Source organism: Paucilactobacillus nenjiangensis (genome assembly GCF_008632615.1).
Taxonomy (GTDB): domain Bacteria; phylum Bacillota; class Bacilli; order Lactobacillales; family Lactobacillaceae; genus Paucilactobacillus; species Paucilactobacillus nenjiangensis.
The window spans coordinates 1,293,919-1,317,802 of record NZ_CP043939.1 but is presented as its reverse complement, the minus strand read 5'-3'; the positions used below and the strand labels follow the sequence as shown (position 1 = coordinate 1,317,802).

Here is a 23,884-nt window from a genome sequence, read left to right as displayed (position 1 = left end):
ATGGCAAGTCCTTTTGCAGGATTTTCAAAAAACTTCCAAACTAAATATAAAATTGGTGCGGACAAAGAAACGTTATTTCCAATTGGTGGTGGGATTAAAACCGCTGAAACAGATTTTGATGAAGATGTCGATGATGTTGCTTACTACGATTTAAATGGTGGTACTGAGAGCATTTCAAGTTCTCAGACTTTCCCATTCAATTTTGAAGGTAATCGTAAATATGGTGATCAAGCACAAGATTTTGTACGTTCTAAGATGACATCTAATGATAAGAGTTGTTACTTAGAAGTTACTGAACCTGACGGATCTGTATTAAGTGGTCCAGCTACTATGAGTAAAATCACTCCATTTGGTGGGGATGCTAATGATCGTTCAGATTATAAATTTACTGTTACGTTTACTGGTACACCGACAGACACAAAAGCAACTGCAGATGAAACTCCAGTATCAAATACGACACCAGACAGTTCAAGTGCAGCAAAGTAATTAATATTCGAGGGTCCTTAATGGGCCCTCTTTTTTTATAGGAGGAATCACGAATGGCAAAGAAAAATAATATGACAGCGGTAGATTTAGGTGCAAAAGTCAGAGTTATCCCGGTACTAGTTTATGGCCACGAGTTTCAAATAAAAATTACACAACGTGAAATGCGGAAATTTTTAGATAAGCTTGAAACAAAAGGTGTGGAGCTCGAGAAAAAAATGGAAGCAACTGGTGATAATGACTGGGACAAGATGAAAGGCTATTTATCCGAATCACTGGATGTAGTTTTGGGTGATGGAGCAGGCAAAGAAATCTTGGAGACTGAAGATGATCCATTACTTTTGACAGAAACTTTTTATAACATTGGCGAATATCTGAAAGCGCAATTAGAACAAGTAACACGAGATTTTGATAAAAAGAAAGCTCAACAAGTAATTGAAGCTAAGAAGAATAAGACTACTAACGCATCTCAATCAAGTCTACCAAGTTCATCTAAGTAGGTGGTTTCATGTTCAGTATTTGGAATGTTCCAGATGATGAATTTGAATTTAAATGTTCTGATGGCACGACTATCGAAGTTCAATTGGATATGGATTTTGCGAATATACTACATTTGTTCAATGAAATTGAAAGTGAAGAGTCAGAGCAATATAAGTTGTCAGTTGGGCTTGGTTTAATGGTTAAGTCTGATATTTTAGCATTATCGGATGATGATCAATCCATGCTGTTTAGTGAAATTATGACTGATTATGTACTGAATTCTAAACCTATGATTGATATGAGTAGTGCAGGAGGTAAAGCTCCTCAGGAACTTTACAATCTGACAGAAGATGCTGATTATATTTATGCCTCATTCATGCAAGATTATGGCATTGATTTGCGTCATACTCGCATGCATTGGGATGAGTTCAGAGCTTTACTTTCTGGGTTAACTGATAGCACCAAATTTAGACAAGTTGTTGCCATTCGTGGACGTAAAGTTGAAAAAGGTATGTCTGCAAAAGACAAACAAGAATTAAAGGATGCTCAATTAGCATATGCGCTTCACACAACCGAAGAAGATGTGGAGTTTGCCACATTAGATTTTGAAGAACGTGAACAATATCTATATGATCATCCAGAATATGCGAAACGCTTGGAACCTGAATAGAAAAGTGAGGTGAATTCACTTGGCAGATGGTCGCGTTGAAATAGACGTGATCATGGATGATGGTTCTGTCCGCAAGGGCGTTGCAAATTTATCAGGAATGTTTAATGATCTTGGAGCTAAAGCTGATGGTGCTGGTAGCAAGATAAAGGGAATTGCGACTGCTGTTGGAGCAGTTGCACTTGTTGCTAAAGGTATTGAAGTTTTAAAAAATTCAGTAGGTTCCGCAGTTAGTCGATTTGATACCCTGAATAATTCTACTAAAACTTTCCAAAATATGGGATTTAGTGCTGCACAGACCAAATCAATGATGGATGATTTGGGCGATTCAATTCAGGGATTACCAACATCGCTTGATGAAGCTGTGTCAGGTGTTCAATTACTAGCTGGAGCGACAAGCGATATTGGTAAATCACAAAAGATTTTTTCGGCTATGAATGACGGAATTATTGGCTTTGGTGGAAATTCTGAGAACGTTAGTGAATCGGTTCGTCAATTATCACAGGCTTTGGCAGGCGGTAAAGTTGATGCCGAAACATGGAATTCCATGCTAGATAACGGTATGGGACCGGCATTGAATGCAATTGCAAAAAAACTGGGAATGACATCGGCAGCTTTAAAAGATGGGTTATCAACTGGCAAAGTTAGTGTTGCTCAATTTGAAGATGCATTGGTTGACCTAGACAAGAACGGTGGTGGAGGATTATCATCGCTGAGAAAAATTGCGTTGGATTCAACTGATGGTATTAAAACTGGATTTGCAAACATGAATACTGCCATCGTAAGAGGCATGACAGATGTTCTTACAGCAGTTAATGCATTTATGAAAGCAGTAACTGGTGGTGGAATTGGATCGGCATTTGCGATGATTGGTTCAGCAGCTGAAAGCAGTTTAGGAACAATTGCAAAATTTATTACAAGTTTAGCGAACAATGCAGCAGTAATTTCTATGATCAAATCAGCATTTGAGGGTATTGGCAATGCAATTTCTTTTGTCATAGGAACTATTGCATCATTATTGGGATTAATTCAATCGATTTATGGTTTTTTGAAACCACTTTTGCCACTTATTTTGGGGATAGCAACTGCAATTTTTGCGTATCAAGGTATTGTAGCGGTAATAGCTGCAGTTTCAAGTGCGGTAATTGAAGTTGGTGCCGCATTTTCGGCAATCAGTGTTATTGCATCTGGACTTGCCGCAAATGGGTTTCTATTAAGTGAGGCGTTTACAGCTGTCAAAGGTGCAATGGCAGGATTAAGTACCTTTGGATTAATTGGTGCTGTAATTGCTGGTCTGGTAGTGGCGTTTATTGCTTTATATAAGAGCAGCGAAACTTTTAGAAATGCTGTTAATAGCTTGGCGAGTGGAGCTATGAAGCTGCTGGGTACTTCTGTTACTTGGTTGAAAGGCATAATTTCAAGTTTAGAACCAACTTTCAGTGCAATAGGAAATACCATCAGAACTGTATTTGGTAGCGCAATTCAATGGATTTCAGGCGTTATAGAAAACTTATCGCCAATTATGAACTCGATTGGGTCTGCAATATCTACAATGGGTGGAGCATTTGGTTCAATCGGTACTGTAATTGGCATAGCTGTTGGAGTAATTACTAAACTTGGATTAGTTTTAATGGGAATCAGTGGCCCGATTGGTTTAGCAATTAGTCTGATAAGTTCGTTTATAGTTGCTTGGGCTAAAACTGGGCAATTAAATGCATCTGGTATCACACAAGTATTTACTAATTTGAGTAATACAATAACAACAGTTTCAAATGTTATATCAGCTAATTTACCAGCAATTATTGCAACCGGAACACAAGTTATTGTTGGTTTGATTAATGCGATAACAGCTGCAATTCCACAATTAACGACAGCTGCTATTGGGATAATCAACGGATTAACTCAAGGATTAATAAGCGCATTACCTTTATTAATTCAAGGTGGGGTTCAAATATTAACTGGTATTGTTAATGCAATTATTGCAGCGTTGCCAACTTTAATTTCCGCAGCAACTCAAATAATTACAACGTTACTGACGGCCATTATCGCTGTATTACCATTGTTAATCCAAGCAGGTATTCAAATCCTAACAGCATTAATGAATGGTATTGTCACTATGCTACCAATGCTGATTACGGCGGGATTGCAAATTTTGATGGCGCTAGTCAATGCGATTATCACGAATTTACCACAGATTTTACAAGCGGTAATTCAAATTATGATGGCACTGATGAACGGTATCGTTACGATGTTGCCAATGCTGTTACAGTCAGCTATTCAAATCATTATGGCGTTGGTAAACGGATTGATTGCCAACTTACCACAGATTATCACTGCTGCAGTTCAACTGATTGTCGCTTTGGTTACTGGAATTATTTCAGTGTTACCTCAACTTGTGATGGCTGCATTGCAATTAATGGTTGCTTTACTAGGTGCGATTATTCAGGCAGCTCCACAATTACTTGCTGCTGGTGTTCAACTAATTTTGGCACTAGTTTCAGGTGTATTATCGATTATTGGTGCGTTAATTGGAGCGGCGGTTCAATTAGGTTCAGCATTGATTGGTGCCATCATTAATTTCGTTGGCCAAATGTTATCAGCTGGTGTTCAATTAGTCGGTCAAGTTGTTTCAGGTATTGCTAGTGGGATTGGTAAAGCCGCTTCAACAGCTAAAAGTGTCGCTAGTGGCGCAGTTAGTGCAGTGTCCGGATTTGCTAGTCAGATGTTATCCGCAGGTAAGAATTTCGTGTCCGGATTTGTGAATGGTATCAAGAGCATGGCGGGTGAAGCATTGAGCGCTGCTAAAGATATGGCAAGCAAAGCAGTCAATGCTGCTAAGAGTTTGCTTCATATCCATTCGCCATCACGGGTTATGTATGCGATTGGTGCTTATACTGGTGAAGGATTTACGAATGGTATTAAATCATATGTAGATCAAGCGGGTAAGGCAAGTAAGCAGTTGGCAAATGCTGCCATTATTAAACCGAGTGAGATGAGTTATTCAGGTAATTTATTAAGCGGCTTATTTAATGGTTCAATTACAGCTGAGTCAGCACTTGGTATTAATGGTAAATTAGCTCCGACATCAAGCGTAGTAAATAACTACAACAATACTACTAATAATGGCGATGGCTCTTCAGATAAAGCGCTAGATTATTTGAAACAAATTGCCAATAAAAATACGGTCGTTGATGGTTCGTCATTTGCTAATCGATTAAGTTCCTTTAGTTCTTCAGCAAATGCCAATCGTCAAGCTATGACAGATAGGGGACTTTCAATTGATAGTCACATCTAAAGGAAAAGATAATCGATATACTTATGGAGCGACGTTTAATGGTGTTCATTCAAGTGAGTATGGTTTAGATGTTTTAGCGGATAAAGAAATTGGGTTGCCTGATAAAACAAAAATCACAGTTGATATTCCTTATTCAAATAATATTATCGATTTATCGGATTTGTATGGTTCACAAGCATATGGAGAACGAGAATTGAAATATCCTTTTCATGTTATGGATCGTCAAGACATGCAAAAAGAACGTCTGTATGTTTTATGGCAAAAAGCTGTTAATTGGTTAATGGCTCCGAGTCACAAGGTAGGGTTAGTAGATGATGTTGACCCACATTGGCATTATTTAGTTGAAGTTCAAAAAGCGCCAAGTTGGGAAGAGTTCAAGTCGGCTCACGGAACGTTGGAAGTTACGTTTACGGCTTGTCCATTTCGAATTAAGAACGACTATGAAGGCAATGATATTTGGGACACATTTAATTTTGATACAGACATTGCTCAATTTGTTGATTTTGATATTGTTGGAAGTAAGGATGTTGTTTTGTACAATATTGGATTAAATGGCATCATTCCAACGATTATTAGCGATTCGAACATGACTTTAATTTCGGGTGATACTGAAATAGATGTTGTTACAGGTGAGAATACATTCGATTGGAATTTGGGTGTGGGTGTAACTGCAATCAAAATTGTGGGAACTGGTCATATTTCCTTTAGATTTTATAGGGAGGAGATATGATGGGATACAAAGTTACAATCCGCGACAGTTGGAATGATAAGGAACGTTTATTGCAGACCGCCAATTCTGACGTTTTGCGTTTGTCAGGAGATCCAGCGGTTTCTTTAGATGTTGAATCGATTCCATCGTTTGATTTCGCAATAACACCAGGTCACAAAGAGTATTCAAATATCGCTGCGTTAACCTCATTAGTTAAGGTGTATAAACCAAATGGAGCTATCCTTTTTGAAGGCAGGGTTTTAAAACCTGAAGAAAGCATGTCGAGTTCCGGAGAAGTTGGAAAGTCAGTAACCTGTGAGGGTCTACTGGCTTTTTTGCATGATTCATATCAGAACTGGGGCGAGTACCACGATATGTCTCCGAAAGATTTCTTGCAAAAGTTAATCGATGTTCACAATGGACAGGTTGATGACTACAAGAAAATGACTTTGGGTACGGTCGATGTGACTAATTCCACAGATAACGTTTATCGATACAAAAGATACTTACGACGTAATCAATGAAAAATTGATCGATACGCTTGGTGGTGAGTTACAGGTTCGCAATGTGAATGGTCAACTGATACTTGATTACATGAATGTGATTGGTAGTCAAGGCGAGCAGAAGATTAAGTTATCGCAGAATATGATTTCTTTAACCCGGACAACTGACCCGACTGAATTATATTCAATATTGAAACCATTGGGAGCAACTATTTCAGAAACGTCAACAGATAGTTCTGAAACCTCCACTAATAAACCACAAAAACGTGTGATGATAACTGATGTGAATGGTGGTAGCCCTTATGTTCAGAACGACAGCTTGATTAATCAAATAGGTAGAGTTGTTGGAACAGTCACTTGGGATGATGTTAATGATCCAGGTATTCTTTTATCAAAGGCGCAAGCGACGATTGCTAACGAACAATTTGCTACTGAATCAATGGAGATATCAGCTATTGATTTATCATTAGTTGGTAAAAATATTGATGATTTTACATGTGGAAATTCGTATGAAGTTGTTAATCCGATTATCGGTATAGATGAATTTAAACGTATTGTTAAAATGTCGATTCATTTGAACGCACCGCAATCATCGACTATTAACGTGGGTGATCGCATTTTGAGTCAAGAAGAATACAACATTCAGCAATCAAAAGCCATGAATCAGGCTTTGACTAAGCAGGTCGGCGAACTAAATGCTGAAGTTACGAAAATTTCCGGGGCATTCGATGAACAATATCAAGAAATGGTTAAACGAAACGCTGAGTTGCAAGCAATCATTGATAAGTACGGTGGTGGAGATAGCACAACGTCTGATATCAATGGTGCAATCATTGACGTTAGTGAATTCCAAGGTTCCATTGATTGGACTGCAGTGGTTAACGCAGGTTTAGCTTTAGCAGTTATTAGGGTTCAACACGGTTCGTCACATGAAGATTTGACATACAAAGCGAATATTCCGGGTGCTATTAATGCAAAGGCAAATTACGCGGTCTATGCTTACAATGGTTCAGTTTCGGTCGTCGATGCTAAACAAGAAGCAACTGATTTCTACAATCGTGCTCAAGCTGTGATTGGAAGTAACAAGCAACCACGTTTCTGGATGATTGATGTTGAAGAAGTTACTGGTTCAGATATGCGTTCGATTATTAGTGCGTATATGGATCAATTAAATTCTTTGGGTGTTCCCGATTCCAAGATTGTTTTATATATTGCCAATAATCTTTATGGTGAACTCAATCTTGATGTTAGTCGTGCAGGGTCAGTTTGGATTCCGACGTACAATCAGAACGATGGAACTATTGGGCCGAACAAACCAGCTCATCCGTATGACCTGTGGCAATACACTTCAAATGGTCATATTGCAGGTATTACTGCAAACACAGTTGATATGAATACAGATCCAAGTGACAGATTCAAGAAATCATATTTAGTAAAGGGGTGAAAAAATGGCAGAAGATTTATTAGGTTGGATTAACGACCAGAAGACTTTCGCAGCCAAGGTTGAATATCGTGACGAAACGCCAACACCTGACTTAACAATACAATCAAGCTCAGATATTCTTAACAAAGCTCAAGCGAATGCTGACCAATTGTCTAACAAGATGTATGGCAAGGACGTCCGCAAGTCATTAGCTCAGTGGGTCCTTCTTGGTGGTTATATGTATAACCAAGGTGTTATTACGCTGGAACAATTTCAGGCTGCATTGAATAGCTTTGAAGACGTTATGAAAGACCGTCAAGTTGGTGTTGAGAAACGTCAGACAAAAGTCGAAGACATGTTCAAAGATGTGATTGCAAACGCAACAGTAGACAGCGAAGTCATCAATGCACGTAATTCGACAATCTACGGTAAGTTTCCGACGCTAGATGCGCGACTGGAAAGCATTGAGCAATCGTTAGCAATGGCAATTCCGTCTGGTTATTTAGTTACCATTAATCATGGTCTTGGTCGTAATCCGGATGTGACAGTTTCATATTACGAAGATGCAATTGGGACTGAAGTTGGTGGTCTTGGTAAGGCTGCTATATTTGGTGGTACCAAAGCTAAATTCTTGGAGTCAACAGTAAGTAATGTTGATGCAAACACTGTTAAGATTGAACTTCCAGCTGGATTTACGTTGGCTGGATATCCTGTTTACCAGCCAGCAGATCGTTGTTGGTATATCATTGACAGAAACCGTATTTTGAAGTTTGATTTGGGTGTACAAACAACTGATCATCCTAATACAGGTAGCCAAAGTGACATCGTAGATGCACCAATGAACTTAGTAGCAATTCCGATTAATGCTAACACCACAAAATTAGACTGGGAGTGATATGAATGATCTATTATATTTATCAAAATGACCAAAAGGTTAAAGAAGTATCCGACGTCAAAACAGCAACTATTACTGGTCTTGCTGCTAACACGTCTTATACCTTCGCAGTTAGTGCATGGAATGGCAAGAAAGAATCAGCTAAATCAAACGTTGTAACCGTTCAGACTTCAACAATTCCTGTAACAAATATCACTATCAGTATTACTGATTATATGGAAACAGGTCAATCTGTTAAGGCTGTCGTATCACTGACACCATCCAATACAACGGATACCGTAACATACACGTCTAGTGATACTAGTATTGCTACTGTCGCTGCTGATGGTACAGTTAAAGCATTGAAGAAAGGTTCTGTTACCATCACAGCCACTACTACAAGTGGTAAAGCAGCAACTGCCACTATCGGTATCTACGAACCAATGGTTACGGTTACAAGCTTAACGTCTTCGAATACTACTGCCAGCGGTACGACATTAACTTGGCAGTAAAAGGAGCTGATGACCCGTGAATTACAAGGTTTATCAAGGCACCGAATTAAAGCAAACAGTTACGTCTAAAACAGCCGTTATGAATGGTCTGCAGCCTAACCTGACGTATGAGTTTGGTGTGCAGCCTAACGATGGTACTAGAGATGGGACAAAGGTAACAACATCTGTCACAACTCGTGGTATTAGGTTTAATATTCCAAAGACACTGACTATTGGCTCAACTATTACGTTACGTTACGAAGAGTACTCATTAGGTATTGTTCCAATTGGTAACGAGCCGTCCGGTTATTTCGGTGGTGGTAATAGGCAAAATCTATCTGCAAAGGTTATCAGCACAGCAAATGGTAGTAGCGTTGTTGAAGTTGCTGGGAATGTGATTGAGGTTGGTGGTAAGAATCTGTTACCGAGTCCTCATCAAGACACTGTCATTGATGATACTGCCAATACCGGTACAAACGGTTGGAGTTTCCATGTATTTAACTTTACTCAGCAACCCAAAATTGGTGATCATATTACTGTGTCTGCCGAGGGGATATTAACTGGTCGAGGAGATCTAAGTACCTATGGGGTAGTCTTATATGACTCTTATCAGAGTAATGGTGGTGCGCGGAGCGATTCCAAGCGTTTAACCGCTGGTGAAAGATCAAGTGCAACCCTTGAAGTTAATAATCTTAATGGTACAGGTGATACAACCCTACTTATTTATGCTGGCAATATTAATGATACTGAGGGGAAGAAGAATGTTATTCATCATCTTAAAGTAGAACCCGGCACCATTGCTACACCATACGCATCGTTTGTCGACGGCGATACCTTCGCTGCACAACCTGATGGCACGTGCGCACTGTTTAGCGAATACAAAGCACTTTATTACTAAAAGAAAAGAGGAAATACAATGGCAACATTAAATAATATTTTCACAGGGATGTCACAAGGTCCAGAAGCGATCAAGGCTAACTTTGACTCCTTGAATTCCCTAGCAACTACCAAAAATGACTGGACAGAAACTGGTATCACTTATTTGAATGGCTTTTCAAGAAATGGCGATGATCCATTAAAATATGCCACTGTTGACTTAGGCAACAGTACTAGAATGACTTGCTTATCAGGGTGGATTAAGACTAGTCAAATTAATTGGAATAGTTCAGTTGTTGGCATTAAAATACCCACATCGATTTTTAAATCAGGTAATTATGCTTCGACGGGTGGGTACCTCTTTCCCTGGAATGATATACTAGTAAACTATAACGTGAATGTGTCAACTGGTGAAGTTACATTTCACAACATGGCAGGCCGTAACAATACAACTCAAATTGATGCAGGAAATGACTTTAATATCAGTAGCATTTTTATTGGATAATTAATAAGGGGTGAATTACATGACTAAAGCAGTCTATATGTACGATGACAACAATCAGTTCACTAGCACAAAATTAGTGGAAGATGATTATCAAATTTCAGGTAATGAGACATTTATTGCCGTTCCAGATGGTCAATATCAGCCATCTAAATTTACAGGAACTGAATGGGTTGGAACAGATAAAGAAGTATACGATGCTGAACAGGAAAAGCTATATCAAGCCTATTTAAAAGAACATCCAGAATTAGCTCCAACAGTATCTGGTGAAATGCTAGCAATCAATGCATTAGGTATGCAAGTTGCTCAAATTCAAGCTAAACTTACCACAACTAATGGAGGTGCTTCATAATGTTTGATTTTGTAAAGATTATGTTTGATGCAGGTATGCCAGCAAGTATGCTTAAACCTTATGTAGGACTTGGAGCTATTAGCAAAGAAGAATACAAAACAATTACAGGGACAGACTACGCAGCCTAGTCCTTTTTATTTTGTCCAGATTTGAGGAAAGGTGATGCGGTTGGAACCACACATGATGTTTCTTGGCTGACAAATTGCCGACTGGGCGGCTGGCACTGCGCTCACACTGATGAGATGGAAGAATTATTGGGTTGAAATATAATAGAAGAGAGATGAAATATTATGATTGATGTTCCACCGGGTTTTAATTGGGAGGTGATGTGGCAACAAACGTTGCACATGCAAGATAACGCATATGTTGATGCAGTTTTTATCTTAGTGATTTTTGATTTAGTTACCGGTTCACTAAAAGCGTGGATGCCACAATCCAAGCGACATGTTAATAGCACTAAAGGTCTTAACGGTTTGATTAAGCATTCATTGATTTTAGTAATGATTGCTTTTTTGTTTCCGCTGGTAGCCGCAATGGGCCTAGAAACCGAAGCCAATGTGATTTTAGTTTGGTTTGTTTATCAGTATGGAGTTTCAATTATGGAAAATTTGGACGTTCTAGGCGTGCCATTCCCACCGTTTTTACGAGAGCGATTTGAAAAAATGGCAGAACGTTCAGATAAATTAATTAAAAAGGATGATCATGATGAAAATTAATTGGAAAGTCAGAATCCAGAAAAAATCATTCTGGGTATTTATCGTTGGTTTTATTGGCTCGCTAGTAACGGCAACATTACCACGATTTGGAATTGTTGCGGATGTTCAAGGATGGGAACAATGGGCATACAGCATTATTCAAATTGTATTCGGCGGATTAGCCGGATTAGGGATTGTTGTCGATAACACAACACCAGGTCTTGGTGATAGTGAACGAGTTTTGAATCCAGAAACAGTTTCAGAACCAACACTAGATGTTGAACCTACTGAAGAAGTTCCGATTTCAGTAGCAACTTCACCATCTGGAACTGCAGAAGCAATTGATCCCGCACAAAATGAACCAACATCAAACGCAGTAGACCCATCAAAAATTGGAGGAACAGAAAATGGCAAATAACGTATTCATCGATTTATCCGCATTTCAACCTGACTCACTAGATTATTTTAACCAAATGAAAGCCTTGGGCGCTTTGGGAGTTGTCGTCAAATTAACGGAAGGTTCAGAAGATGGTTCTGCATACACCAATCCGCGTGCAACTAATCAAATTAACAATGCTCGTTTTGCAGGATTGAAAGTCAGTGCTTATCATTTCGCTCGTTACACATCTGATGGCGATGCACAAAACGAAGCTCGCTATTTTGCAAAAATTGCTAAACAATTCGGATTGCCTGCAGACACAGTGATGATTGATGATGCAGAAGTTAATTCAGCTACCAATTATCAAAGCTCAACTAAAGCATTCATTAATGAACTCGCCGCATTAGGTTATACGACTAATGGTGTATATTCGATGAAGTCATTTTTTACTGGTGGCACACTAGATGCAGGGCAACTTCCTAACGTGTGGGTTGCAGGTTATGGTGTAACTGATTTAGGAGTATCAAATGCGGTCGCATGGCAATATGCAGATGAGTGGAATGGTTACAGTCAAGATGTTAACTATGACTTCACAGGTCTGTTCACAACTGGACTTGCAACGTCTGCAGTTCCAATGGTTCAAATTCCAGCCAATGTAGAAGTAGAGCACATTAATACTCCAGCTACTGGTACTTATATTGTTAAGTCTGGAGACACACTCAGCGGAATTGCCGACTCATTCGGTACCACGTATCAAAATTTAGCAGCGATTAATAGTATTGCTGATCCAAACAACATCCAAGTTGGTGCTGTCCTTAAAGTTACTGGTAATGCTTCAAGTGAAGATACTTACTATGTACAAGCAGGTGACACGTTATCAGGTATCGCGGATAAATTCCAAACTACTGTTGATGCGCTTGTGTTGCGTAACAGTATTAATAATCCGAACATCATTAGTGTTGGACAAAAGATTTATCTTTCAGGTTCAACGAATACTTACACTGTTCAAAGTGGTGACAATCTATCATCGATTGCAAGTTCTCATGGAACAACGATTGATAGTTTAGTTTCACTGAATGGTATTTCTGATGCCAATGTGATATATGTAGGGCAAACGTTAAAAATTTCATAGCAACAAAAAAAGCCTTATCCTTAATTGGATAGGGCTTATTTTCTACCATTAGTCAAGGGAAACCTCGTTCTAATGGTTTTTTATTTTAATAAAGCATGGCTACAGGCCTATTTAATAACGTATATGAACTGAAAAAGATCAATTAAATTAAATTGAGTGTACACAAAATAAACATCTCTAGTATTCCTAATTTTTGAGATGCTATAATGTATTTGAATGGATAATGATCTACAGTTCTGGCGTGAACTTCATAGGGTCATAAAATTCATTATTTTTGATGAGGTGGTAGATGGTTCGATTGAGCCTTCCCATCGCAGCTATGGCAATCTTCTTGGTGTGAATGTCACCGGAAGATTGCTTTTTTCTTTGATAGAACAGACTAATGTTACTAGGATGATATCTTGAGACACTCACTATATTCAGTACAGCTTTGAAAAGTATTTTACGAGCGTAGGTATTCCCACGCTTCCTGATGTGCTGTCCCATTTCAAAGTCCCCAGATTGATATTGAATTAAGTCAATTCCGATATAAGCATTAATCGCATTAGGTTTTCTAAATCTGCGGATATCTCCCAATTCAGCCACCAAACATACTGCTGTTTTAATACCAATTCCTGGAATCGATTGTAGAATGGGAATTTCCTGAAGATTAGCTGAAATTTCAGTCATTTCGTCAATCGTTTTCTTCTTCAAAGTATCGAGTCGTTCTACTTCTCCGGCTAAATAAATTACAGCTTGGACGGCATGTGTGCAGTTTTCAACAGCTGGAGCTGAATTATATGCCAAATCTTGTAAGTGCTGGGCTAGAACCAGCGAACGACGTTCACCCATGTTCTTAGGTGTCGCTTCAATAATTAGCCGAGCCAGTTCGGTAATTCCCATTTCTAAAACCAGAGATGGATGTGGAAACTGCTGAACGATGTGCCAATACAATGCACCATCGGTGACACTTAAGAATCGTTCAATTTCGGGGAAAGCCAGTTGTAGTTTTTGATGTAATCGATTCTTAGCCCTAACAATATCTTCATTCAGCTCTTGATATGTCCGTTCTAAATCATGCAGTTCTGAATAAACTGGTTGTTCCTGAAATGTTGGCTTGTAGTGATGTTGTGACATCGCCATTGCCAATGAAACTGCATCTAATCGGTCATTTTTATTGTGGCGAAAACTATCCATATCCTTCTTAGCTGCTAAAGGATTAATTTCTGTATATTGCCAACCGTTACGAATCAGAAATGCACGTATACTGCGAGAATAGATTCCTGAAGATTCAAAAATTATCTGTGGTGATGTTAAGCCATCTAGCTCATCTTCAAGAATTTCAAACCCATGCCGGTCATTTTGAATTTTGAATTCTTTGTAAACCTTTTGTTCAATCAAAATTGCTATATTGGAGCTGTGCTTACTTACATCAATACCAAATACGATATCCATGACTAACTACCACCTTTATGAAAGTTGTATTCACTGATTCACTCATCTCAATTTTCAATACACGACTTTAAATAGCCAACGGACTTCGAGCGAGTTAATTTGTGAACCAAATGAAGTTGCCAGTTTTTGTGACGACGTCACCAGAAGGTGCGCCAAATAGACCTTCGACATGTCAACTTCATTACCACTTTAGCAAAAAAAGAAAAAGTGGTGAATCATAATTCCGTCGAATTATGATTCACCACTAATGTTAGTCAGTTTTTGTGGGAACTTATTTGATATCGGTAAAATGTGAGTGCTACCATGCAAATCGGTAACGGACAATGATGTTAATTCAATAGAATTTGAGTCAAACACTAACGATTTTGTTAACGCAATATTATTAATTCTACTAGAAGGACCTTCATTATTTTTATTCATTAAGATTGATGGAAACAACCCCCCGTTTGTGCTGAACTGTGATCTAATTTCTCGCTTGGAGTAATTGGATAATTTATAAATCAGACCGGTAAATTCAGGGTCCACTTTCGAAGTATCTATTCCGAACACCCTATTCATCAACGCACTTTGTTTCTTTGCATACTCAACTGTTTTTTTGTCTAAATTTTTTAATTTATTCGTAAAAGAAGGCAAAAATTGAGAGTATACTGAAAACATAAAATAAATATTGAGGTGTCTGATTTTGCTACTTCGTGATATAGGTGTATACATTAAATTTGTAGAGAAACAGCATGTGCAAGGAACTTTGAAAGGTGAAATACATTTTGAGCCATTGCAAAATTTTAGGAATTTAGAGAACAACGAGGGCGATGAGATTATCGGCGATAAATTCGAAGGAAGTAGAGTTTATAACATAAAGAAAACCGACAAAATAAGCGTCGGAATTTATGATGAAGATAATCAAATCAACGAGTGGATTCCACTCCATGAGGTATCAGGAAGTATTAATAAAGGTTTGAATAACTTAGATATTAAAAGTATAGGAATTGCTTCCATGTTCTATCTTACGTGTGATAAGAACTTCGAAATGTATAACTTGGATGAGAGTAAGGGAACTTGTGACCTGAAACTAAATGAAGAAACTCTAAATGATCTTCAGAAATTCAACGATGACAAGAGGACTCCAATTTTAATTTACGATGTATTTAAATTTAGAAAATTGCTGAAAAAAAGCGGATTATCGTATGGACCAATTGAGTACTATGACGAAAATGATGCCAAAGGATTCTTTAATGACAATGACCCATATTTGTCTGGTGCGTTTAAAAAAAGAAATAAATATTCCAATCAAAAAGAATTCAGAATTGCAAATAAATTATTAAACCCGAATAAAAGTGAAGAAGTTAGAATTGGATCGTTGAAAAATATTGCTAACTCTTTTGACACTGTTAATGATTTAAATAAATTCCGAATTTTGGGTTCTGGATTGTACACGGTCGACAGTAACAATCAATTAGAAAGCTAATAACGTAGAAAGTATACAATCGCAATATTCCGACATTTTGCCGACGCTCGAACAGAAATCGGTAGAATTTACTAGTAATTACTAGAACCTCGCAACAAAATAAAACCACTATAAACGTATATACACCAGTCGTTTATAGTGGCTTACAAGATTAATTAGAATGTGTCAGTTTTTTGCCTAGCATTAGAAGCCTTTATGACTGTTTTACAAACAGGTGAGGACGACCAAGGTAAAAAATAATTGATATAACAACGTTTATAGAGCTGACTCAGAAATGGGTTGGCTTTTTTGTAATTTTCAAAAGTTTATTTAATGCGGAACTAAATTAAGAAGAACATATAGTGATTTAGTTCGTTTTTAAACTGGGAACACTAAAAAATCCTAAGTAGATTACAAAAGTTATAATTAGCTTCAGTAAAATGCTTAGGATTATATATATAATAATTGTGAAGATTATTTTTTGTCTTTAGGTGGGTTGGGGTCATTTCCGTAGCTATTTTTATAATTAATCTTACCATTTTTCTTTTGTGCAATTAATTCAGAATGCTGATTTTTAGCCGTTTCTCTGCCAAAATTTAAAGCGTCAGTTTTGTTATCAAATAGTTTTGTAGCTTTTGAATTGCCCTCTCCTTGAACTGCCCACTTATCTCCATGCGGCACAACCCATTGATTTTTCTTTGCCATTAATATCACCACGCTTTGTGTTTAATTTACAAATCGGAATATACGGATTTACGACTGGTATAAAGGTATTTTAACACTATATATCTAATTTAACAAGAACATACGTTCAAAAGCCACCACGCTATGTGTCTTTTTGAAATTAAATTGATGTATAAAATGTTATGATTTTTAGCTAAAATTAAATTATAAGTATTTATCAAATATTTGGTGTTGGTGTTAATTAAAGCATATATTAATTTGAACTCATACACAATCAGTATGTATAGTTATGAAATAATTTCACAATGAGGATGGAAGATATACCTATGAATCCCTCTTTAACATGCAGGTTTAAGGTAGAGATAACCTTTTTAATATATCTTCCAAATTGATTGTGGTAAAAAGGGATGTATATCCAAAGTTACTGCTGATGCTCTAAAGGAATTGGAAGAAACTTAACCAAAAGTAACAACAAACTAACTTTAATACAGTGTTGTTTTGTTAGAAATTTGGAAGCCATTTTTTATTATTTTCTATTAAATAATTACTGGAAATGACGAATGCTATGAGCATTAATAATGGATAAGTTTGTTACTGATGATATACTGACGTTAGTATATTTGTGGATTAATCGTAAATATATATATATTTTGTAAACGAATTATGGTAATGTAAAAATAGAGATAATACAAATTAGGAGGAATTAACATGTCAACTTTAAATAAACCAAATTCAGATATAAAGATTTCTCCTAGCGAAAAAATGAAATTGAATAATAGAATTGAAGGAAAATTTTCTAATAATAGAGCAAAGCAATTAAAAGAAATTGGTCGAGGATTTAAAGAATTACGAGAGGCAGCAAATGTAAATGTCACTAGCAAACTCTTTAAGTAATTCAGAAATTAAATTTATTAATGTAAGTGAGCTTGGTAATCTTGATGATTATCAAGCTTTTGATTGTAAGCCAAAAAATGATCAATTATTAGCTCAAAAAGACATAGAAACATATGAAGAAATAAACAATTTTATAGCTGACGATGCTATAAGTATGTCCGTAAATAATTTAACTCAAACGTACGTGTTAACAGTTGAGAAAGAAATTATAGCCTATTGTTCTATGTTTGCAGATAGCGTACAACTTGGAAGTAAATATAAACGAAGCAAAGAAGTTGTTAACTCGGATTGGATTGAAGTCAATATTTGAGACAGATTTTAAGAGACATTCAGAACCGCGTTTACCTTCCAGGGTTCAAATAAATCATTAATCGCGATTAATAACTTATTTGAACCCTGGAAAGCATTAAATCAGACGGCCATTTGGCTCGTAAGTGTTGCAATTTCAACTTGTAAGGGGGTCTGGTAGCCCAGTGAACTATGAATTCTCTTCCTATTGTAGAAAGCATGCACATATTCAAAAAGGACGGCAGCGGCAGTTTCATAATCTTCAAAGACTGGCACTGGATAAACACATTCCTTTTTGAGGGAAGCGTGAAAGGATTCCATTGGCGCATTATCATACGGACAACCCTTACGGCTGTATGAGTGGCGGATATGTAGCTCAGTTAAACGTTGATTGTAATCATCGCTGGTATACTGTGATCCTAAATCCGTATGGATAATCAGGTCCCCAGTAATGGTTCGATTTTTAACCGCGCTTTCAAGGGTCTTTAAGACTAAATCAGTATCCATCTTTTTTGAGAACGAATAGCTGATAATCCGTCGTGAGTGCAGGTCCATGATGGTTGATAAGTAACACCAGCCATTACGCTTCGTTTGAATATAGGTCATATCAGCGGTCCATTTTTGATTTAAACCAGTAGTCGATAAATCCTGCTTAAGCAAGTTGGGACGCTGTTCAACCTTGGTTTTGGAAGCCGAAGCCGCTTTCCACTTATTGACGGTAACGGAGTGGATATCCAGTTCCTTCATGAGCCGGGAAATCCGTCGTGGACTGCACCGAAGCTGCAGTGGTTGAAGTTCCAGATTCAATTCATGGTGGATCTTCATAACACCGTATCGCTGCTTAAATTCCGCAAAGATCCGCAGAATCCGTTGTTTCAAGCCCGCATCTTCGGCCCGGCGTTTTGAAGGTTTGGGGGATCGATAACGATAATACTGAGCTCTGGAAACACCGAGGATTCGGCACATCTTGGTTACCTGGTGGTGATGGCTTTCTTGGTGAATGTAATCAAAGATATTGGTTACTTCTGCGCAAGGAAGCCCAGGGCTTTTTTTAGGATTTCGTTCTCCTCAGACAGCGAAGCCAGTCGCTTTTCCATTGCTTTGATTTCGTCTGGCGATTTACCGGATTGAGTTTTGGCCTGGCCCTGGATCCACTTATGAACTGTTGAATAGCCAATGCCATATTCTCTGGCCAGTTGGGCAGCTGATTCGCCTTGCTTATATAGGTTGATAATGTTTTGTTTGAATTCTTTGTCGTAACGAGTTGGCATGTAAAAATTCCTTCCTTTTGAGAGATGATTTATTCATTATACCCTCTCTTAAAAGTTGTCTCAGGAATCAGCTTACATCCAATAATGTATTTTGGTGTGAATAATAAATATCAAGGCAACAACTATGGTAAATTGCTTATGTCATATATCTTTGAGCAGATACATCAGCTCTCGTTTTTTGTAGGTATTACATTAATACAAGTACACGCATTAGAAAGTGCAGTTGATTTTTATAAAAAGCAAGGGTTCGACGTATACGGGGCACATAAGCAAATTAAGAATATAGAAGCATTAGCAATAACGCTTAAAGAGGTTGAAGATATGCTACTATGACGTGATTTTAGTATTATGTGATACTCAATTTTTCTCAGAGAAGGATATTTATTGCAACTTGTTTTAGAGCTAAATAATGAGTGATGTTATTATTATGAAGTTGATTGATGTATGAACTAATTAAAAACTAAGTAAAAAGGAGATATTGCAAATAATGCGATATCTCCTTTATTACAAAACAACCATTTATTTAGATGTCAACGTACCAAGTATGAAGAGTACTACGGTAATAACAGCAAATATAGCTGTTATTTGAGGTGTGGCAAAGTTTGGTTGGTGTTGTGCGTAGGACCAGATTAAAATTAATGCGTAAATGATGGTAATGACCATTGAAATTAAAAATAGAATTGAGAAAAATGTACCCATAATAACCTCCATTGATAGGGAAAACTTTTTAAAAGAAAATTGCAATACTAAATTATTGATTTCACTTTGTATTTGTCATAATAAAATTTTATTTACAAAGCTTGCTATATTAGCGTACTTTAAAAATAACAATGTCGCAATGTGAAAAATCAAAATAGTTATGTTAAAAAATCGATTTTTCTGATATTCTTTTGTTAATACGGAGGGCTCAATATGGCACAAGAATATGTTGATGCACATGGCATTCGATACAAACTATTGACAGTTGGGATAAGCGACGAACTTGACGAAAAGCAAGCTGTTTATGAAGTTGTTGGTAAAAATGAAGTAAAAATAGAGTCAATCAATAAATTTAACTCTAGATTTAGAAATGTTAATAATAGCACTAAATCACAACTATCTACTCATGAAAAAATTAAATTATACAAAAGTCGGTTCAAAGCTAGGACAGATATCTATGCAAAAAGATATTTTAATAAAAAGCTGCAAAAATTTATTTATAGTCCAGTCACGACTTTTACCAATGGGATGCCTGATAGAAATAATCATTTACCATTAACAAATGAAGTAATAAAAGAACATCTGAAAGGGGAAAAATTTATTGGATTGTATCCATTGTTGTTGGATAACAAAACAAATTTTCTAGTTATTGATATCGATAAGAAAAATTGGAAAACTATAGTAACTTCTATTTGTTCTGTTAGTAAAAAATATGGTTTGAAGCCGAGTGTTGAAAAATCTCAATCAGGTAATGGAGGGCATATCTGGTATTTCTTTGAAGTACCAATAAAGGCCAAATTAGCCAGGAATTTGGGTAAGGAATTATTAAAAGCAACCATGGCAGTAAATCCAGATATATCTTTTGAAGCATTTGATCGATTATTTCCAAATCAAGATGAATTACCTGATGGAGGTTTTGGTAACTTAATTGCCGCACCTTTACAATTTGAGCGTATGAAACAAGGAAATAGTGTGTTTATAGATAGTGAGTTTAATCCGTTTGAGAATCAGTGGGATTTTTTAGAACAAGTTGAAACATTAAGTGAACAAGATGTAGTTAATGCAATAAATAATCTGTTGAATGAATATAAGTTTCAATTATACAGCTCAAAAAAGGAAGATAATGAATTAATAAAAGATGAAACTTATAATTTTAAGAATGAAATCACTGTAATTCGTAGTAATCAATTGTACTTTCCTATTGATGAGTTAACTAATAAACAAATTATGGTATTAAGATGGGGCGCAAGTTTTTATAATCCAGAATATTTTTTAAAACAAAAGCAGCGCTTTAGTACTTGGGATACACCACAATATATTTCACTTGCACATAAATATGAGCATTATATTGGGCTGCCAAGGGGACTAGAAACTAATTTAGTAGATAAGATTAGTAACATAAAAATATTAGATAGAACAGTAAAAGGTCAAACAATAAGTGCTAAGTTTATCGGATCATTAAGAGAGAATCAAAAACATGCACTTGTTAGTTTGATGCAAAATAATATGGGAGTTTTAGCGGCCAGGACGGGCTTCGGAAAAACTGTTATTTCTGCTAGCTTAATTGCTCAAAGAAATTGTAGTACTTTAATTATTGTTAATAATAAAAATTTAGGTGATCAATGGTTTAAAAGGTTAAATGAATTTCTTCAAGTTAGTGGAGAACCACTGAAAGAGTACACACCAACCGGTAGAAAAAAGAAAAAGCATAAGATTGGAACAATATACGGTGGGAAAAAATCAGTAAGTAATCTGATAGACATTGCCACAGTACAAACGTTAAGCAAAATGAAAAATATAGATGATTTTTTAGATAATTATGGCATGGTCATTATTGATGAGGTTCATCATGTGGCGGCAGTCACATTTGATCAAGTTGTAATGCATTCTAAAGCTAAATATATTTATGGATTGTCAGCTACTCCATATCGTCGAGATAAATATGATCCAATAATTTTTATGAGAGCAGGTAGTATTGCGTTTAAAACTGAGAAGGTTGATGAAAAGCAAATTCTCAATGTATCAAGAAAGCTAATACCAAGAATTACTAAAATAGGTGAACTTAATACTAGTCAAATAAATAATCAGAGTATTTCTGAAAATTATGAAATGATAATACATTCGGATGATAGGAACAAAATGATTGTTCAGGACATAGTTGATAATAATAATTGTGGTCGACACCAATTGGTATTGACACAGAGAATTATGCATATAAAAATTTTAAGCAAATTAATACCGAAAACAATCAAAGTTTTTGAATTATCTGGTAGTCAAAAACCTAAAGAAAATAAGCGAGTTATAGATGAAATAACAAAATACACAGATCCGTATGTAATTTTAGCAACTGGTAGTTTTGTGGGTGAAGGGTTTGATTTAGCAACTATCGACACATTATTGCTTGTAATGCCAATTTCTTGGAAAGGAAATACAGAGCAATATGTTGGTCGAATGAGTAGAAATGTCGACACCAAGAACGAGTTGCTACTATTTGATTATGTTGATTTATTAGTTCCAATGTTTGCCAGAATGTATCAAAAGAGATTGAGGACATATCGAGATTTGCACTATAGCATTGTTGATAATGGAACAAACTCAATGAGTCGTATTTTTGATAATAATTCGGGTTTAAAGCAAATTAATGATGATTTCAAAAATATAAATAGAAAAATTGTGATAAGTTTTTATAAGCTTAACGTGAAATTGATTGAGTTAATTGAGTCAATTAGAGACAAAAATATTGAACTAATAGTATCAAATCAAACAGACATTAGTAGGCTTAAACTGGATAAAGATCGCTATACTTTACGATTCATAGAGAATGTGACAAATATAGTAATCATTGATGACAAAATTGTATGGTATGGGTTTGATCAAATTTTAAACCATAATAACAATGGCTTAGCTATGCGATTTGAGAACTCAGAATTAGCGGATGAACTGAAAAAAACTATAGGTGTAGACTTATTTTGAATTTATGATGTGATGTTAGAATACATTGATTGATAAAGTGGTGATTAGTTATCCGCGATTGAGCAAAACTGTCGCTTCTCTTAATTGCCAGTGCTAAGGTGATGATTAAGAAAAACACTGGGAGAAGTAAGATGACGATTTTTGAGAAACAGTGAACAGCGTAAAATCCCATTAGTAGATTCGAACCTGTCCGCGTCACGGGGACTATTGTTAGCCTTAGCGGGTTCAGTGATTATGGGTGCCATTTTATTAATGGATTATCTGTCACCAAATAATCCAAATCAATTCGTATATTTTATTTTTGTGAGTTTAATTCCTTTAATCTTGATGATTGTCGCTTTAAAAGTAACAACGCAAGCTAATTTTAAGGTGCTAATTCAATCAAAATTTTGGTCGAAGTCGAATCTAAAAACTTGGCTGGTTTATTTTATTGATTATGCGATTTTTACGCAGGTTGCGCAAACGTTAATTCACCTGATGGGGCTGAAAACCAATGGCCATGCGAATATCCAAAATATGACCTTGAGTCGGCTGTTAATCAATTATGGGACTGATTCAGTTAACTTAATGAATGAGGAACTTTTCAGTGTCTTTGTATTCATTGGCTTCGCGGTTGTGTTGCAGAAACAGTTTAAGCTCTCACGAAGCGCCAGTATTTATGGTGGGTTGTTGATTTCAATCTTGCTGTTTGGTGCGATTCACTACAATGCCTACAATGGTAATTTGGCACAAATGTTTCTCTTGATTGGTCCAGCCAGATTCTTCTTAACGGGCGCCTTTATTCGTTCGAAGAACATTTTGATTCCGTTCACGATGCATTATTTATTTGATCAAATTGGTTTTACCATTATTTTCTTAGTAGAAGTATTAAGCTAACAAAAGTCCGGCGAATATTTTCGTCGGACTTTTTGTGTCGCTTGATTATTCTTCTGTAAAGCTCAATTCACTCATTGATTCCTCTAAGCTTTCAAGAATCTCATTGGCGTTCATAAACTTTTGCCAATCATCACCAAATGGGTTGGAGCGGCGTTGCATGGCGTTTTCAACTTTAGTCAGCACGCTATCGATAATCTCTGCCCACATCTTGTCGACAGCGCGGTCAACTTTAGTGTCATTCCAACGCTTGGCCGGTTGCCGTTTCATATTTTTAGCTTGTTGATACACTAATGCTTTTTCGTAGAAGGTGTCTTTGGCACGACTACCTTTGTCGATGAATTGATCTAGTTCTGCTATTGGTATCATGATGCATCTCCTTAAATACGAACGCATGTTCTATAGTTTAATCATACCTTGTTTAATAAATAAAAACAACTTATTTTTCGGCCTTTTTGGTCAT

28 protein-coding genes are annotated in these 23,884 nt (G+C 36.6%); 22 read left to right on the top strand and 6 right to left on the bottom strand.

Going from position 1 to position 23,884, the window contains the following annotated elements:
* The 16 genes from F0161_RS06715 to F0161_RS06640 all read left to right on the top strand — a co-directional run bounded on the left by F0161_RS06715 (window position 1) and on the right by F0161_RS06640 (window position 12,861).
* Window positions 1-486 (top strand): phage tail tube protein, encoded by a 486-nt coding sequence (locus F0161_RS06715; protein ID WP_150204117.1) that lies wholly within the window; start codon window positions 1-3, stop codon window positions 484-486.
* A gap of 53 nt (window positions 487-539) precedes the next feature.
* Window positions 540-983 (top strand): hypothetical protein, encoded by a 444-nt coding sequence (locus F0161_RS06710; protein ID WP_150204116.1) that lies wholly within the window; start codon window positions 540-542, stop codon window positions 981-983.
* Window positions 984-991: 8 nt separating this feature from the next.
* A complete protein-coding gene (locus tag F0161_RS06705; protein WP_150204115.1) occupies window positions 992-1,633 on the top strand; it encodes a Gp15 family bacteriophage protein in 642 nt (213 codons plus the stop codon).
* A 19-nt stretch (window positions 1,634-1,652) separates the two neighbouring features.
* Entirely contained in the window at window positions 1,653-4,925 is a 3,273-nt protein-coding gene (locus F0161_RS06700; protein ID WP_150204114.1) for a tape measure protein, read from the top strand.
* Window positions 4,909-5,655 (top strand): phage tail protein, encoded by a 747-nt coding sequence (locus tag F0161_RS06695; RefSeq protein WP_150204113.1) that lies wholly within the window; start codon window positions 4,909-4,911, stop codon window positions 5,653-5,655. The genes F0161_RS06700 and F0161_RS06695 overlap by 17 nt, the downstream gene beginning before the upstream one ends.
* Window positions 5,655-6,158 (top strand): hypothetical protein, encoded by a 504-nt coding sequence (locus F0161_RS06690; protein ID WP_150204112.1) that lies wholly within the window; start codon window positions 5,655-5,657, stop codon window positions 6,156-6,158. The genes F0161_RS06695 and F0161_RS06690 overlap by 1 nt, the downstream gene beginning before the upstream one ends.
* A gap of 4 nt (window positions 6,159-6,162) precedes the next feature.
* The gene (locus F0161_RS06685; RefSeq protein ID WP_150204111.1) at window positions 6,163-7,581 is read left to right on the top strand and encodes a GH25 family lysozyme; all 1,419 of its coding nucleotides are present in this window, start codon (window positions 6,163-6,165) and stop codon (window positions 7,579-7,581) included.
* A gap of 4 nt (window positions 7,582-7,585) precedes the next feature.
* On the top strand, window positions 7,586-8,455 hold the full coding sequence (locus tag F0161_RS06680; RefSeq protein ID WP_150204110.1) for a hypothetical protein: 870 nt from the start codon (window positions 7,586-7,588) through the stop codon (window positions 8,453-8,455).
* Window positions 8,456-8,460: 5 nt separating this feature from the next.
* Entirely contained in the window at window positions 8,461-8,946 is a 486-nt protein-coding gene (locus F0161_RS06675) for an Ig-like domain-containing protein (RefSeq protein ID WP_150204109.1), read from the top strand.
* A 16-nt stretch (window positions 8,947-8,962) separates the two neighbouring features.
* Complete coding sequence (locus F0161_RS06670) at window positions 8,963-9,823, top strand: hypothetical protein (protein WP_150204108.1); 861 nt, start codon at window positions 8,963-8,965, stop codon at window positions 9,821-9,823.
* 18 nt (window positions 9,824-9,841) lie between these two features.
* Window positions 9,842-10,306: a hypothetical protein gene (locus tag F0161_RS06665; protein ID WP_150204107.1), complete on the top strand. Its 465-nt coding sequence runs from the start codon at window positions 9,842-9,844 to the stop codon at window positions 10,304-10,306.
* A gap of 19 nt (window positions 10,307-10,325) precedes the next feature.
* Window positions 10,326-10,655 (top strand): hypothetical protein, encoded by a 330-nt coding sequence (locus F0161_RS06660; protein WP_150204106.1) that lies wholly within the window; start codon window positions 10,326-10,328, stop codon window positions 10,653-10,655.
* Complete coding sequence (locus F0161_RS06655; RefSeq protein ID WP_150204105.1) at window positions 10,655-10,783, top strand: XkdX family protein; 129 nt, start codon at window positions 10,655-10,657, stop codon at window positions 10,781-10,783. Before F0161_RS06660 ends, F0161_RS06655 begins: the two co-directional genes overlap by 1 nt.
* 162 nt (window positions 10,784-10,945) lie before the next feature.
* The gene (locus F0161_RS06650) at window positions 10,946-11,371 is read left to right on the top strand and encodes a phage holin family protein (RefSeq protein ID WP_150204104.1); all 426 of its coding nucleotides are present in this window, start codon (window positions 10,946-10,948) and stop codon (window positions 11,369-11,371) included.
* The gene (locus F0161_RS06645; protein ID WP_190318843.1) at window positions 11,358-11,768 is read left to right on the top strand and encodes a phage holin; all 411 of its coding nucleotides are present in this window, start codon (window positions 11,358-11,360) and stop codon (window positions 11,766-11,768) included. Before F0161_RS06650 ends, F0161_RS06645 begins: the two co-directional genes overlap by 14 nt.
* Window positions 11,758-12,861, top strand: coding sequence for a LysM peptidoglycan-binding domain-containing protein (locus F0161_RS06640; RefSeq protein ID WP_150204102.1), 1,104 nt, complete (start codon window positions 11,758-11,760; stop codon window positions 12,859-12,861). Before F0161_RS06645 ends, F0161_RS06640 begins: the two co-directional genes overlap by 11 nt.
* 228 nt (window positions 12,862-13,089) lie before the next feature.
* Here F0161_RS06640 and F0161_RS06635 read toward each other — a convergent pair whose 3' ends face one another.
* Together F0161_RS06635 and F0161_RS06630 are read right to left on the bottom strand one after the other, a co-directional pair.
* Window positions 13,090-14,295 (bottom strand): IS110 family RNA-guided transposase, encoded by a 1,206-nt coding sequence (locus F0161_RS06635; protein WP_150203428.1) that lies wholly within the window; start codon window positions 14,293-14,295, stop codon window positions 13,090-13,092.
* Window positions 14,296-14,526: 231 nt separating this feature from the next.
* On the bottom strand, window positions 14,527-14,952 hold the full coding sequence (locus F0161_RS06630) for a hypothetical protein (protein ID WP_150204101.1): 426 nt from the start codon (window positions 14,950-14,952) through the stop codon (window positions 14,527-14,529).
* Window positions 14,953-14,977: 25 nt separating this feature from the next.
* On the opposite strand from F0161_RS06630, the gene F0161_RS06625 reads away from it, so the two are divergent.
* The gene (locus tag F0161_RS06625) at window positions 14,978-15,760 is read left to right on the top strand and encodes a hypothetical protein (RefSeq protein WP_150204100.1); all 783 of its coding nucleotides are present in this window, start codon (window positions 14,978-14,980) and stop codon (window positions 15,758-15,760) included.
* A 453-nt stretch (window positions 15,761-16,213) separates the two neighbouring features.
* Here F0161_RS06625 and F0161_RS06620 read toward each other — a convergent pair whose 3' ends face one another.
* Window positions 16,214-16,444 (bottom strand): DUF2188 domain-containing protein, encoded by a 231-nt coding sequence (locus tag F0161_RS06620; protein WP_150204099.1) that lies wholly within the window; start codon window positions 16,442-16,444, stop codon window positions 16,214-16,216.
* A gap of 687 nt (window positions 16,445-17,131) precedes the next feature.
* On the opposite strand from F0161_RS06620, the gene F0161_RS06615 reads away from it, so the two are divergent.
* Window positions 17,132-17,317, top strand: coding sequence for a hypothetical protein (locus tag F0161_RS06615; protein WP_150204098.1), 186 nt, complete (start codon window positions 17,132-17,134; stop codon window positions 17,315-17,317).
* Complete coding sequence (locus F0161_RS06610) at window positions 17,292-17,627, top strand: hypothetical protein (protein ID WP_150204097.1); 336 nt, start codon at window positions 17,292-17,294, stop codon at window positions 17,625-17,627. The genes F0161_RS06615 and F0161_RS06610 overlap by 26 nt, the downstream gene beginning before the upstream one ends.
* Before the next feature lie 101 nt (window positions 17,628-17,728).
* Here F0161_RS06610 and F0161_RS06605 read toward each other — a convergent pair whose 3' ends face one another.
* Both F0161_RS06605 and F0161_RS11715 read right to left on the bottom strand, forming a co-directional pair.
* Window positions 17,729-18,607, bottom strand: a complete 879-nt coding sequence (locus tag F0161_RS06605; protein WP_263862651.1) for an IS3 family transposase — start codon at window positions 18,605-18,607, stop codon at window positions 17,729-17,731.
* A 17-nt stretch (window positions 18,608-18,624) separates the two neighbouring features.
* Window positions 18,625-18,876: an IS3 family transposase gene (locus F0161_RS11715; protein WP_002816285.1), complete on the bottom strand. Its 252-nt coding sequence runs from the start codon at window positions 18,874-18,876 to the stop codon at window positions 18,625-18,627.
* A gap of 24 nt (window positions 18,877-18,900) precedes the next feature.
* Here F0161_RS11715 and F0161_RS06595 point away from each other — a divergent pair, with 24 nt between their 5' ends.
* The 3 genes from F0161_RS06595 (at window position 18,901) to F0161_RS06585 (ending at window position 23,424) form a co-directional block, all read left to right on the top strand.
* Window positions 18,901-19,209, top strand: a complete 309-nt coding sequence (locus F0161_RS06595; protein WP_150204095.1) for a GNAT family N-acetyltransferase — start codon at window positions 18,901-18,903, stop codon at window positions 19,207-19,209.
* Window positions 19,210-19,788: 579 nt separating this feature from the next.
* A complete protein-coding gene (locus F0161_RS06590; RefSeq protein ID WP_150204094.1) occupies window positions 19,789-22,548 on the top strand; it encodes a TOTE conflict system archaeo-eukaryotic primase domain-containing protein in 2,760 nt (919 codons plus the stop codon).
* Between the two features lie 141 nt (window positions 22,549-22,689).
* The gene (locus F0161_RS06585; protein ID WP_150204093.1) at window positions 22,690-23,424 is read left to right on the top strand and encodes a CPBP family intramembrane glutamic endopeptidase; all 735 of its coding nucleotides are present in this window, start codon (window positions 22,690-22,692) and stop codon (window positions 23,422-23,424) included.
* A 45-nt stretch (window positions 23,425-23,469) separates the two neighbouring features.
* Here the strand turns inward: F0161_RS06585 and F0161_RS06580 are convergent, their stop codons facing one another.
* Window positions 23,470-23,790, bottom strand: a complete 321-nt coding sequence (locus F0161_RS06580; RefSeq protein ID WP_225423080.1) for a hypothetical protein — start codon at window positions 23,788-23,790, stop codon at window positions 23,470-23,472.
* Window positions 23,791-23,884 lie beyond the last annotated feature (94 nt).